This window comes from Hyphomonas sp. BRH_c22, assembly GCF_000961795.1.
Classification (GTDB): Bacteria; Pseudomonadota; Alphaproteobacteria; order Caulobacterales; family Hyphomonadaceae; genus Hyphomonas.
In genome coordinates this window covers 81,469-94,941 of record NZ_LADU01000122.1, presented here as the reverse complement: position 1 = coordinate 94,941, position 13,473 = coordinate 81,469, and the positions used below count along the sequence as shown (strand labels likewise).

10 protein-coding genes and 1 pseudogene are annotated in these 13,473 nt (G+C 56.5%); 3 read left to right on the top strand and 8 right to left on the bottom strand.

What is annotated here, in order from left to right; translation table 11 throughout:
- Positions 1–19: 19 nt before the first annotated feature.
- The 3 genes from VR74_RS17745 to VR74_RS17735 all read right to left on the bottom strand — a co-directional run bounded on the left by VR74_RS17745 (position 20) and on the right by VR74_RS17735 (position 2,427).
- Complete coding sequence (locus tag VR74_RS17745) at positions 20–547, bottom strand: polymer-forming cytoskeletal protein (protein WP_045699023.1); 528 nt, start codon at positions 545–547, stop codon at positions 20–22.
- On the bottom strand, positions 537–1,754 hold the full coding sequence (locus VR74_RS17740) for a M23 family metallopeptidase (protein ID WP_045699021.1): 1,218 nt from the start codon (positions 1,752–1,754) through the stop codon (positions 537–539). The genes VR74_RS17745 and VR74_RS17740 overlap by 11 nt, the downstream gene beginning before the upstream one ends.
- A gap of 208 nt (positions 1,755–1,962) precedes the next feature.
- Positions 1,963–2,427, bottom strand: a complete 465-nt coding sequence (locus VR74_RS17735) for a peroxiredoxin (protein ID WP_045699018.1) — start codon at positions 2,425–2,427, stop codon at positions 1,963–1,965.
- Between the two features lie 99 nt (positions 2,428–2,526).
- Between VR74_RS17735 and VR74_RS17730 the strand changes: the two genes are divergently transcribed.
- Positions 2,527–5,913, top strand: a complete 3,387-nt coding sequence (locus VR74_RS17730) for an AsmA-like C-terminal region-containing protein (RefSeq protein WP_299951148.1) — start codon at positions 2,527–2,529, stop codon at positions 5,911–5,913.
- Positions 5,914–6,001: 88 nt separating this feature from the next.
- On the opposite strand, the gene VR74_RS17725 is transcribed toward VR74_RS17730, so the two are convergent.
- From VR74_RS17725 to VR74_RS17710, 4 genes are all read right to left on the bottom strand, one after another.
- Complete coding sequence (locus VR74_RS17725) at positions 6,002–7,204, bottom strand: acyltransferase (protein WP_299951145.1); 1,203 nt, start codon at positions 7,202–7,204, stop codon at positions 6,002–6,004.
- 179 nt (positions 7,205–7,383) lie between these two features.
- The gene (locus tag VR74_RS17720) at positions 7,384–8,448 is read right to left on the bottom strand and encodes an acyltransferase (RefSeq protein WP_045699013.1); all 1,065 of its coding nucleotides are present in this window, start codon (positions 8,446–8,448) and stop codon (positions 7,384–7,386) included.
- Positions 8,445–9,185: an SGNH/GDSL hydrolase family protein gene (locus VR74_RS17715; RefSeq protein WP_299951140.1), complete on the bottom strand. Its 741-nt coding sequence runs from the start codon at positions 9,183–9,185 to the stop codon at positions 8,445–8,447. Before VR74_RS17715 ends, VR74_RS17720 begins: the two co-directional genes overlap by 4 nt.
- Entirely contained in the window at positions 9,182–10,453 is a 1,272-nt protein-coding gene (locus VR74_RS17710) for an O-antigen ligase family protein (RefSeq protein WP_045699011.1), read from the bottom strand. Before VR74_RS17710 ends, VR74_RS17715 begins: the two co-directional genes overlap by 4 nt.
- A 168-nt stretch (positions 10,454–10,621) precedes the next feature.
- Between VR74_RS17710 and VR74_RS17705 the strand changes: the two genes are divergently transcribed.
- Positions 10,622–11,494 carry a GDSL-type esterase/lipase family protein gene (locus VR74_RS17705; RefSeq protein WP_299951163.1) on the top strand — a complete coding sequence of 291 codons (873 nt, stop codon included), beginning with the start codon at positions 10,622–10,624 and terminating at the stop codon, positions 11,492–11,494.
- A 181-nt stretch (positions 11,495–11,675) separates the two neighbouring features.
- Positions 11,676–11,824: pseudogene (locus VR74_RS21290) on the top strand (IS630 family transposase); the annotation flags it as partial.
- 217 nt (positions 11,825–12,041) lie between these two features.
- On the opposite strand, the gene VR74_RS17700 reads toward VR74_RS21290, so the two are convergent.
- A complete protein-coding gene (locus VR74_RS17700) occupies positions 12,042–13,412 on the bottom strand; it encodes an alkaline phosphatase family protein (RefSeq protein WP_299951137.1) in 1,371 nt (456 codons plus the stop codon).
- Positions 13,413–13,473: the final 61 nt, after the last annotated feature.

Genomic DNA, 13,473 nt, shown 5'->3' with positions numbered 1-13,473 from the left:
TGTTGAAGTTGCCAGACGCTCACGACGCCGAAGAGGATACTCCGAATGAGGTCGTTCCGGAATGACCCAGCGGTGACGATGTTTCATTCGCAGCGGTTGGCGAAGACGCGCCCTTGGGGCCTGTGTCCTTCAACGGGTCGTCGGCGTGTTTCACCTGGCCTTCGAATACGGCATTTGACTGGATCTGCAGTGAGGCATGGACGATGTCGCCCTTCACATGGGCGCCGGATTCCAGTTCGACTTTCCGGGCGCGGATCGAACCGCGGATCTTGCCCTTGACCTTGACGACTTCGGCTTTGACTTCGCCGGTGATGTATCCGGATGCGCCGATGGTGATGTCTGTTGCGCTGACGTCACCGTCAACGACGCCATCGATCTGCAATGCGCCTTCCGAGATCACCGAACCGTTGATCTTCATATCCGCGCAGATAATCGATGCCGCGCGTGCAGCGGGCTTCATTGCCGCGCCGCGAATGGCGTCCTGGGTAGGTGCGGCTTTGACTGGCTCTGCCGGGGTGGTTTCTGTGTTTTTGTTTTTAGTGAACATGACGGCCTGCTTTCAAGAATTTCGCTGGATCATAAGGTTTGCCGTTGAACCAGACTTCATAGTGAAGATGGTCACCCGTGCTTCGTCCGGTGGTCCCCATCTTGCCGACCAAGTCTCCGATTTCGACAGTCGCCCCCTTTGATACCGTAATACCGCTCAAGTGACCATAGCGTGACTTGAAACCGTGTCCGTGATCGATTTCGACCATGCGTCCGTATCCCGCGCTCGCACCTGCAAAAGAAACTTTCCCGGGCCCTGCTGCGATGATCGGAGCCGCATGATAGGCGGCCATATCGAGGCCATTGTGCCAGCCTGGGCGTTTCCTGAACGGGTCTATGCGCATGCCGTAATCACTGGTCTGGCGGTAGGGCACACCAACCGGGCGTCCGAGCGGCAGGCTTGCAACGATTTGCTCGTAGTAGCGCATTTCTTCGACGCGAGCTCGCGTCTGAGTGAGGCGATTGTAAAAGGTCGTGTCTGCGTTCGACAGTTTGTCTGCACCTGACGTCATGGTCGCTATCGAAACGAGCGGTCCGCCCATTTCGGCGCCCGACATGATACGGTCGCTGCCGACAGATGTGAGTTGAAGCACGCCGCGTGCGCGCTCTGCGCGGTCTATCGCCATGTCTTCAGCTTCATTAAGAATGCGTTCCTGATCGTATTTCAGGTTTTTCAGGCTTACCCGCGTACCGCTTGTATCGAACGATGCTGTGACGTGAGAGACGTTGCGAGATTGACGATTGTCCGCTTCTTCAATCGACGCTTTCACCAAAAGGCCGGTGCCGTCACCCTTCAGCGCAGAAACCTCCAGGTTTTCGTCGCCCTTCAGCTTGTCGAAAAGGTCTTCAAGCGCCTTCTGTCGATCTTCCCATTCCGCGGTTTCCTTCTGAAAGGCGTCTGTGCGTTCTTCGAGAAGCGAGCGGGACAGGGCATCTTTCGCCCTTAATTCCTGAACCCAGCGTTCGTACTTGGCGAGTTCGCGGTCATCTGGATTGCCGGCGATGGTGCTGGAAGGCCCGCCGAGCACATAACTGCCGGTAACAAAAAAGGTCCAGCCAGCAAGCGCGGCAGCGCCTGCAGCGATAATAGCCTGCTGCCAGGGGGAGACCGAGATGTACCGGACCGTGCCGCCGCTGCGGTGATAAATCTGACGTTCCGGGAACGCTCGATCAAACGCCGCTTTAACGTTCGCACTCCACTTCGCCATTCACGCCACCTGTCGACTGGAAATCACACCCCATGCTGCAATAAACACTACAGCACGTTTCCCAAACCCGTGGATCACATAAATACCCATTTCGAACGGGGGTGAAAGCCCTAGGGAACACAATTCATGCAAATTTTCGTCTAATTGGGTAAATCCCCTGTTAAAGCTTGGAATTTTGGATGACCAGTGTGTAATTTTTCGCCACCTGTCAGCTATTTAACGAATCGAGCACGTCTTGAGCGTGACCCTTCACGCGGACATTCGGCCAGATTCGGCTAATTCGACCTTTCGGGTCGATGAGAAAGGTCGAGCGGGCAATACCCATATAGGTTCGGCCGTACATGTTTTTTTCAACCCACACTCCGTAGGCTTCGCATAGTGCGCCGTCTTCATCTGACCCCAATTGAATTTGCAGTTCGTGCTTTGCGATGAATTTGTAATGTTTGGTGAGGGTGTCGCGGGAAACGCCAAGAACTTCTGCTCCTGCCGCTTTGAATTGACTTGAGAGACTGGAAAAATCCCTGGCTTCGTTCGTGCAACCAGGCGTGTCGTCCTTCGGATAGAAATACAAAACCAGATGCTTGCCTTTGTATGAGGCGAGTTTCTTCTGACCTTCGGTGGTCTCAACAGAGAAATCAGGCGCTTTCGCTCCAGTTTCCAGTGGTTGGCTCATGTATTCCTCCTATGGTGCCTGAAAAGGTCTGCGCTTATATCCAAGACGTGCAGCTTTGCTATTCTGAACGTGACGCATGAAGTTTTAAGGAGCGTGCTCTTGGTTCGCCAGACCGCCTCGATGTTAATTCTGGAAATACTTGGCGGTTTAATTCTGCTTGTTCTGGTCGCGGCCGGTTTGCTGGCGTTTCGGCTGGCGAGCGGTCCGCTCGAACTGGGTGTTTTCAGGGACGATGTCGAGCGCGCCCTGACCGACGCCAGAAGCGGACGATCTGTCAAGATCGGTGAAGTGTTCCTCGAATGGTCGCAAGACGACCGTCGCGTTCTGATAAACGCAAAAAATGTGCAATTATTTGATGATGCCGGCAGCCTGAGCGCTGAAGCAGAGACTGCTGACATAACGCTTGCGGGTTCTTCACTCGTATTCGGCAAAGTCGAAGTCATAGCAATGCATCTCGACGATGGCTGGATAAATGTCGACAGCGTCACCGAAACAAAATGGAAGATGGCGGGTGATCCATTGCCCGAGATTCCGTCCGGCAAGTTGCCGACCACTCCAGCAGAATGGCTGGAGCGCGCCAATGACGTGTTGCCTCAATTGCTTGTCGCGCTGGAACAGGCCGAAACGGTCGTCGATCTGGAGCGCGTATCGTTCGATCAATTTGAAGTGCATGTTCGGGACGCAGACGAAAAGAACCTGCTGACGTTACGAGCGGCGAAAGGGCGTCTTGCCCGCGAAGCAGGCGGGATCGTCCTGGCGATCTCGGGCAGTGGCGTTGGCGAAGGTTTACCAGCCGGGTTGGCAGCAACGCTCGCAACATCAAACCTTGGCAATCATCTGAAGGCAGAATTTGCCGTGGCGAAGTGGCCTCTGGGAGATCTCGCGGTCCGGCTCGGCATGAGCCGTGACCGGTTTGATGGACTACCGGCAAACGTTGCCGTGTCGTTCGACGTCTCAAGAGACGTCGGTGTCGAGCAGATACTGGTAGATATCGCTGCGGGAGAAGGCCGGTTGCCTTTGGGCAGCAATGAGTTCGACGTTCAGGATTTCGGCTTGAAGGCGGCATACAATTCTGGAACGGATGGGCTGACACTGGAAGCCAGCAGTAACCGCGCAGGTCCGCTTAAGGGCCGCGCGTTGCTGAACATACAGGATGCAATGAAGGGGCAGGGTTTTCACAAGTTCAATCTGACCAGTCCTGCCATGCAGCTCGATTTTACACCGGCCTTTGAAAGCGTCATTCCGCTCGAGAAAATCAGTATCGAAGGAGAGGTGGATCTGTCGCGTTTTGCGCTTCGGGACGCTGTGGTCGATTTTACGACTGGCGGCGATCGACTCACGGCTTACGGCTCGATCGTACTCACACCAGACAGACAGGAGGGCGAGCCACCGGTGATTGGGAGTTTCGACATCGCGTCTCAGGGTGATATTCGCCGGGAAACGGTATTGGCTTTCTGGCCAGTCGGTCTCGGAGCGGGTGCCCGGCGGTATGCGGCCAATCGGATCACGTCCGGTGTTGCGTCGTCGGTAGAGGGACACATGGACCTGCTGCGCGACAGCTTCGCCGAGGGCTATTTAAAGGATGAAAATCTGACGTTGGACTTTGAGGTTCGCGACGCGTCCGTTCGGTTTCTCGACGACTTGCCGGCCGTCGAAAATGCAACCGGCAAGGGGCGCCTTACCGGAAATGGGTTCAAGGTTGTCCTTGACAGCGGAGAATACGGTGGGTGGTCCCTGGATGAAGGTCTCGTCGATTTCCCGGCCTTCAATCCGCGAGGTGTTCCGTTCAGGGTCTTCGCGAAGGGACGCGGTCCTGCGAAAAACATCATGAAGACGCTCGTTGAATCGCGATTCAAGATCGAGTTTGACCCGGGCAGGCTCACGGGTGATGCCGAGATGGCTTTCGAAATGTTCCGTCCGGCGCTTGATAATGTGCCGTACGAGGATGTTCGATTCTCCGCTTTGGGGACGGTGACCCAGGGTGGGTTAAAGCAGGCTGCACTGGGATTTGATCTCACAAAGGGAAGCTTCAGGATCGACGCCAGTCAGGCGGGTGTCACGGTCAGCGGGTTTGGTGATCTTGGGCCGTCGCCGGTCCAGTTTACATGGCGCGATGCGTTCAATGACGGCGACCAGCCATCAAACCTGTCGGCAACGGCGGTTGTGACACCGGATCTTCTCAATCGTTTCGGGGTGCTGGGGCGCGCCTATCTGTCTGGAGAGATCCCGATAGAACTTCAGGCGCGGGTCGCCGGAGATGACCTGATTTCTGCCGACACGTCGCTTGACCTCGGTGAGGCCCGTCTGGATATTTCCGAGATTGGATGGGTGAAGCCGAAAGGCGTTCCAGCCAAGGCATCCATTCAGTTTGAGAAAGTCGGCAGCCTGTCGAGATCGACGGTCCTGTTCACGTCGGAAAACGCGCGCCTTGATGGTGAATATATGCTCAGCGAGGATTCAAAGCTTGTTTCAGCGATTGTGAGACGGGCGTACCTCAAGAACAAGGCCGATTTTGGGGGTGATATCGCGCGGGCCCAGGTTGGGGGCTTGATTGTCAAACTGGACGGATCCTATCTGGATTTGTCCGGTGTTATGTCAGGTCTGGGGGCGGCAGGAAGCGCGGATGCTGGCAACAAGACGCCTCTTGACATTAGCGCCAACCTTGAAGCTCTGACGCTTCGGCCTGGGCTGGACATGCGCGAGGCGAAGCTGATGGCCAAGACAGGATCCACGGGGCTCTCCATTTTTACTGCCACCGGCAAGGCCGATGACGGTTCTCCATTTTCTGCGACATACGATGCGACCTTACCGGACGGGGCGACGGTGAACATTACGAGTGGAAATGCAGGATTTATGGCGCAGGCCTGGATCGGCGCCGACTTTCTGGAGGGTGGCAATCTCGACCTGACCGGAAAATTCACCAAGGATGGTTCACCGGCCGACTTTGATATCGTTCTCACGGATGTGCGAATGCGGAACGCTCCATTTCTGACACAAATTCTTTCACTGGCGTCCCTCAGGGGACTGGCAGATACATTGGGAGGCGAAGGCGTTCTCTTCTCCCGCATCGATGTGCCTTTGAAATTGGCGAATGGCCGCTATGTCGTGACGGGTGCCAAGGCGCAGGGGCCGGCGCTTGGGTTAACGACGAGTGGTTTCATCCAGGGGGACGATGGGACAATCGAGTTCAACGGTGTCCTTGTGCCCAGTTTTGGCATGAACTCGGCGCTCGGCGGGATTCCGATCATCGGCGACCTTGTGGTTGGCCGGGATGGCGAAGGCGTGTTTTCACTCACCTACGCAGTCAGTGGAACGCTCGAGAAAGCCAATGTGTCAGTCAATCCGCTGTCAGCACTCGCACCGGGCGTCATCCGGCGCATATTCGAGAATCCGTCCGACACCAAAATTCCCGAGGCTAAACCACGCCTGCCGGACGAACCGATCCCCTCGGAGCTGCCGCCTATTCCTGACGAGTCGTTCGAATAGCGCGTTCTGGTTGGTCTGTCCGAGGGTGGGCGACGACGTCAGACCTTTCGGGGTCTTCAGTAGGCCAGAGCTTTTTGGGAAATGAACATCAGGTCGTTTTCCGGGCCTTCAACGAAGATGGCCGCCATGACGCGAAGGGCTTTTCGACCAGCACGAAGAATGCGTATCCTGCAATGAGCCCGGCCAACATGATCAGAGCGAAACCGCCGAACAGCGTAAAATAGTTGATCGGAACGAACCTGGCGAAGATCTGGGCCGCGATGTGGAAGAGCTGCAGGTGAACCAGGTAAAGCGAGTAACAGGCCAGCCCGATATACGTAATGTAAGGCAAGCGGCAGAAACGCCCGAACAACGTATCCGGCTGGAAGGCCAGCCCGAACAGGATGACGATGATGCCGAGGCTGAACGCCCAGCTGAACAGCGTCATCGCGAGCGGCTCAAAATGCGCGGTGCCCAGCCAGAACATGCCCAGCACGGTTGCCGTGCCAAGCACAAGGCTGGCGCGCGATCCGATCAGGGCGAAGGCCCGCCGGAAGGCGCCCTCATGCCGCGCCAGCATTATGCCGACCCCGAAATAGACGATGTAGGACAGGATGGTGAACGAGTTGACCGGAACGATCTTGTTGATTGCCACGAAGGAGACGGCGAAGAACACGGCGAGCATCGCTGCAAAGCGCCAGGGCGCGGCGCGATCGTCGCCGCGAAACAGGGTGAGGAAGATCAGCGGCGCGAGAACGTAAAACTGAACTTCTACTTCGAGGGACCAGCCCAGCGCGTAGAGACGTGGCAGGGAGTCGAAGACCGCGCCGTGGACATAAAACACGCTGGCCAGGAGGCTGTGCGGCAGGGACACATCTGATATCGCCGACCGGTTAAGCCCCGACGGCTGCAGACCGAGGAAGAAATAAACGCAGAACGTGCTGAAGATAATGAAATAATAGGGCGGGAATATCCGCGTGATGCGCCGGACATAATATTTGGTCACAAAGGCCGAATCGAATCGGCCGGCCGCGACATCCTGCATCTGCTTCGCGATGATGAACCCGCTGATCGCAAAGAACAGAAGCACACCCTGGTTTGGGCTGGCGAAGAAGTGCAGTACCGCGTTGATCGGGCCGTTGTCGAGCTGCGGATTGGGCGCGATCCAGAACCGTTCAACCCGCTCGAGCAAATGCCCGATCATGACGTTCATGATCGCGAAGAAGCGCAGACCGTCGATCTCCGGGCGGTAATTCGCCGGATTTATGCTCCGCTGGAAAACCTTGGACGGTTGCAAGTGATTGAGGAGCATCGCGGGGTCCGACTTGATTTCTGGCTGCATTCTACGGGCTTGGTGAGTGTTAATGCGCGGCGCTGAGGTCTGTACAGGCTGGCGCTTCAAATGACTGCAAGAACTGTTCCAAAAAGGGCCAGAGGCACGTCCGAAACAGCCCGCCAAAGCAGCGGTTTCCGGCACTCCGAGCTCCCCACTCAGGCCTGCACCTTCCGGTCAAAAGCCAGAAGACAGGCGCGCAGCCATTGATTCGTCGGGCGCTCCACCAGGCGGAATACGAAGATGGAGACCCCGACGGTCATCAGGCCGGCCAAGAGGCTCGAAAGGCTGATCGATACCCAGTTGACGCCAAGCACCGGGATCGCGACCTTGAACAGGGTCTGTAGGATGTAGGGGTGAATGAGATAGAGCGAGTAGGAGGCATCGCCGAGCGTGACGAAAAACTTCGAGATGCGCCCCTTCCCAACGGGCATTGTCAGAAGGCCGGCAAGTAGCACCATCGAAGGAAGGCCAAACGCAAATTCACGCGGCAGAGGGAGCGGCACCCAGTTCTGGACGAGGATCGCAGCGACTGCGAGCAGCCAGAGCGGGCGCGCTAGCTTGAGCAACTCTGGCGCGCGCTCATAGACGAGGTAGACGACACAGCCCCAGGCAAAGTTCAGCATGATGCCGGACGTGAAAAAGCGGACCGGAACAGATTCTGGCGTCGCAAGCCAGCCAAAGACGACGAGCGCGACAATCACCGCGAGCACCGCGAAAATGCGGTGGTGCCCGGCAAGCATGCAAAGCGAGAATATGACGTAGAAGAACATCTCGTAATTGAGCGTCCAGCCCAGGAACAGCAGCGGCTGCACCAGACCATTCTCCTTGGCGTAAGGGATAAACAACAGGGATCGTAGCAAGTTCTCGACGTTCGCCGTCGTCGAATAAAGCAGGTGCGGCGCGATGAGCGCGACCACAAAGACGCAGAGGGTCAGAAGGTAATAGAGCGGCAGAATGCGGCTCATGCGCTTCACCATGAAGCGCACTGGCGAGGTTTCATTCTGGCCCGCAAAGCAGATTATGAAGCCGCTGACGACGAAAAAGATATCGACACCAAACGCGCCGACCTCGAAGAGGTTTCCGCCGAACAACCCGAATTCAAGATACAGGTATAGAAAGTAGTGAAATAGCAGAACGCTGCTTGCGGCGGCGGCGCGCAGGATTTGCAGCGAATCGATCTGAACGCGTCCGCTCTCCGGTGATGCGGGGCGTTCGCTCAAGGCCGGGCTGTTTCTGCCAGCATAACGGCAATCGCTTTCGCCATCTTTTCATGGGTGCTTGTTCCGGGATGCCACTGGCAGCCAATTGCGGTCACCGGATCGTCGTCATAGCTCAGGTGCAGAAACTGGATATCGCGATGGGTCTTTCTGGTCGCCGCATCGATTGCCCGATGGATAGACCCGGTCGCGCGCGCCGCATCTTCACCGTACAGCGCAGGCCCGAAAAGGCTCAAGATGCGCGCGTCGGGATAAGCTCCTGCTATCACTTCCAGAAGTGTTTCGTAGGCCGTTTCGAATTCTGGACCAGGATCGTTCTGATAATGATCGTTGGTGCCGATATGCACAATCACGAGCGCGGGATCCAAATGGCTGTAGGGCCCGGCCCGAATCTGAGGATCGTCAATCAGTTTGGCCCGCACGGTTGGGGCGTTTTGGCCCTCGACGTTGTGAACGAGGCCGCGACCCCCGACCGCATCGACGATCAGCTTGGCTTTCAGCTGTTTTGCAAGCAGTACCGCATAGGTCCGGTCTGGTGCGTTTGTTTCCGGCGTCGCCTCGCAATTGGGTCCATGCCCAAGCGCGCCATAGCCGGTCGATATCGAGTCGCCGATGACGAAGATTTCGCGGCCCTCAAATTCAGCTGACTCTGCAGAACATGCCGGCGTCAATCCCAAGAGAAGTGCGAGCGAACCAAGCCTGAGAAACAGCTGGAGCATCGAAAATGCGGACATACTCATGCGTCTGTCTCCACCAGATTACCTGAACCGATGAACTTTCGCTCACCGCTCCTGAATGCCGCAAGTCCGCCAAAATACAGGAGCGCCACTATCGGACTGAAGGATAGCGCCGCATATGACTCGGTGAAGGACGACACCAGGATGATGAAGAAGAACAGCATCAACGCCGAATTAGCGAGCGATCCCTCCTGGAGCCACAGGCGCACAGTGCGGAAACCCGACCATGCTATCGCGAAGATCATGAAGCCGAGGCCAATAAAGCCAAGGTGGACGCGAATTTCCCAGAACGCGCTGTGAAACGAAATGGGCAGGCCCGGGGGTGTATGCGTGAGCTCATTGAGCGTCACGGCGAGACCCGTGTCGGGCTGCCAGAAGCCCGCAAGCCCGAGTCCGGTCCATGGACGCTCGGCCGCAGCCATCTCCGCCCCGATCCAGATATCGGTACGGCCGGTTAGCGTCGAATCCTTGCCGACGAGATTCAAAAAGTCGGACAGAAGGGTGATCTGCGGCATCATCGACACGACCAGCGCCACCAACAAGATCAAGATCAGCGCGACAGAAAAGATCACAAACCTTAGATCAGCGACCTTTTCCGCAGGGACCCAGAACGTCTTCACCGCAATCAAAAAGGTTCCGCCAAGCAGAGCCAGGACCAGTGAGGTGGCCGAATCCGCGATCAGCTGAAACGAGAATGCGACCACCGTTGTCGCCAGGGCAATCAACCGCACGATCGTGTGTTCGTTCGTATTCAGGAAAGTCGTGAACGAGACCAGCGTCACAAGCATCATCTGATAGGCGAGGACGTTCTTCTGGTCGTAGGGCCCGCCTTCGGGCAAGGTTGGAATGTAGGGGATGCAGTAGAGCACTGCGAGCGTTCCGCCAAGCATCATCACCCGAAAGAATTCAGCCGGACGCAAGCGCGAAGCAATCGTGACCAGCAAAATCGGCGTTAGAAGAAGGAGGATGGCTATTGGAATGGCTTTGCCCGGGTATCCTGTCCAGAAAATCGACAGAAGGCCCATCACCGGGACGATAAGGAGCGGCCAACTCCGCAGCAACATCGGCATCGTTTCACGAAAGTGCCAGGCGAAGACAGAGAGTATTGCGGCGATGCAAACGAAGCGGATTGGCCCCAATTCGAGCACCGGAAGGGAAACCGCGAAAAACCAGACAGCCAGCAGTGCCTGCTCCCAGATAGCGGCCTTGCGCTCTGACTCGTAGATTTTGACCGGTATGACGCTACGTGCCGGCTGGAGGCTGATTTCCATTTGCATTTGGTTTCCAGTCACCGTCCAAGACCACGAAACGTCTGCAAGCTCCATGCCATACGAGGCCAGTGCCTGCAAGGCAGGGACGCTTCTGCAGAACCCGGCGTTAATACCAGGTTCGTCACATGTCATTGCCGTATGGTCCGTCGCCGGATCTCAGTGTTGACGATGAATGTCAAGCTCACTATCTACATCCACTGTGAATGGATTTTGTCGCAGAGAAGTTGCGCATTGGGCGACCAAATGAACAGACAGGAATGCGCTTACCTCGTTCGGGTTCTTGCACTCACCGCGCTACTTGTCGCTAACGGATTGTCCGCGGAAGCGCGCAGGGCGCCTTCGGCACAACTGGTACTGGATGGCTGCCAGGAAATTCCCGCCGACGCCTTTCTGATCGACCCCGAATTTGCCTCTTCCCTGACGCCAACTGCACAGCGGCACTTCAGCGAACGTCTCGAGGACTTCTCGGAAGCGCCGCTGAACTGCCGGGAAATTGTGATGCTTGGCGATAGCCTGACCGAACTTCACGTATGGAATGAGGCGGTCGCAAATAATCTGGTTCTCCGAAACCGCGGCATAAGCTGGGATACGTCCGATGGTCTGTTACTAAGGCTGGACGAAATCATCGCCATCCGCCCCAGGGCCGTTTTTTTGCTAATCGGGACGAATGACTTGTGGTCGGGCAATTCGCCCGAAACTACTGCGTCAAACATTCTGAAGATCGCCGATCGGATCCGCACACAAAGCCCCGGCTCGCTGATCTTTGTGCAGACCATCTTCCCCGTGACCGGCGCGCCACTAAACTGGGGCGCGGCACCTAACAAGAAGGTGCGCACAATCAACGCCCTCCTCAAGTCCGAAAGCGACAAAGCCGGGTATACGCTTCTGGATACTTACGCGCTGATGGTCGACCGGAACGGATTCCTGAACGCCGCTTATACAACCGATGGCGTGCACCTCAACGAGAGAGGATACGACGTCTGGTCGGCGCTAGTCTCGGACGCGTTGGCCCGACATGGGCTTTGGAAGCAAACACCTTAAGCCTTGGGGCCGATCCCTTTGAATGAATCGCGCGTCAGTGCCACGACCTGAAACTCTGTTTGGCAGCCGGGTGCTCCATTGTAGCGCGCATCTTGGCCGCAGATGAAGCGCGCGCCTGGCGTTGCACGACGCCCGCAGCAAACGCGCCACCGATCAGAGAGGTGGCGTCGCATGGTTCCGGTTCCTGCCTGAATACTCCTCCGACCGGAACCCGATCGAGATGGCCTTCTCGAAACTGAAGGCTCACTTGCGAGCGGTCGCCGCCAAACCTTTGAAGAGATCGTCATAGCTGTTGGCAAGATCTACTCCTTCTTCACACCTGAAGAATGCTGGAACCTGTTCACGGATATGAACGATGTTGCAGGGTGCGCTGCCCGGGAAGAGCTCAACCGGCCACGGGACCCGTTCAGTGCCAACTTCTCTCGACGGACCGCGCCAGACGGGCATTCTTGTGCAACTTCATTCAGGGTCTCCTGAGGTGAGTGAAGTGTGGTAACGCCAGTCCTCTCGATCAGCCCCGGATGGACAACCTGTTGAAAGCTCGCATCTAAGCCGCTTGATGCTGTTTTGTGCCGGTTAGCTGCGCCATAATCAGGTTCGTTGCGTCTTCCAATGGAAGCGTGCCTTCATGCACGGTAGGTAAATTGCCCGCCTTGGGCAGCCAGAAGCAACCATGACGATTGTGCTGAGAATTGTTCACCTGACCGATCAGCAGGAACAAGTCGGTGAAAGCGATACGCTTGTCTTCGGTGGCGTGGACCACTTCAAAGCCATCCTCTACGACAGAGATAAGGTTACTGTAGAAAAACAGGCGGTTCTTGATGACCCGGCAGTCCATGACCGGGGCGCCATTTGATGTGATATTGCTGAGGGCCTTCTGTGCCGCCTGCGCTTGTTCCTGTGTGTCATAGGTCGCCCATGCCTGATGCGTCATCACTGGTTCAAACGACTTGGCCTTTGGTGCTCCGGCCCACTCAAACAGTTTGCCAAAATCGTGAGGGCGATAGACGAATTTGCCGCCAATATGCTCGTATCTTGTATTGGCTTCCTGACTCAGCGCCGTCGCAAAGATGACGCGGCCGTTCTTGCCGATCAATTTGCGCGTGCGACCGATGATGCGATCCATGTGCCGATAGGATTCTTCGATGGCATTGCCATAGGCCGCCATATCCGGATCCGACGGCCGCACCGTGTAGCTTTCCGGCGACATATGGCGCCAGTACCGGTGCTGCAGGAAGGCGGTGGAGTTCGCAAAGAAAGTCGCGAAATCCGGGCGGCGCTTCTTGTATGTCGCTTCGAAAACATCCCACAGGAGCTGGTCCAGAATGATTGCGCGGCGCCAGTGGCGGTCTGTCTTGCTGGTTTTCTCAGACGCAATCTGTGAGACTGCATCCGTGATCGTCGTGAGTGAAAGGCCGTGAGACAGGAGGAAAATCACTACCGATGCCATCTCGTTCATGCCTTGTTTGGCGTTCGGGTTTGTGTGCTCGGTGACGTGATAGCTGATGAAGTCGTGCAAGCCTTGATAAGCCGGGTCAGTCGCCTTGACGCCTGCAGACCACGGATCTGGTAGCAGCCAGACTTTATCTGGCCGTTCTGTGCGGCAATTCATGGAACCGAAGATCAGGGACTCTATGCCCTCATCGGCCATCTTGTCCCAGAAGCGCGGCGTATCGATCAAATGGCCTTCATCAAGCTCGGTTGCGCCATGCACGCTCTCCGGTTGGCCGGTATGCAGCGTCACCCATTGCACCCATGGTTCCAGGTTTGGGTCATCTGTGAAAGTCACATGCACGTCGCTTTGACTTTTGAGCCATGTGAAGTTCGGGAGCTCACCTGCGGCCATCATCCGATCAACGATTGGGGGGCAGAGCTCGTTGAGTTCGAGCATAATGATGGGAGAGGATTGGTTGAGCATTATCTTGACCCTGTATAACGCGAGTACGAGGACTGTGGTACTATACGAAACGCCTGTGAAA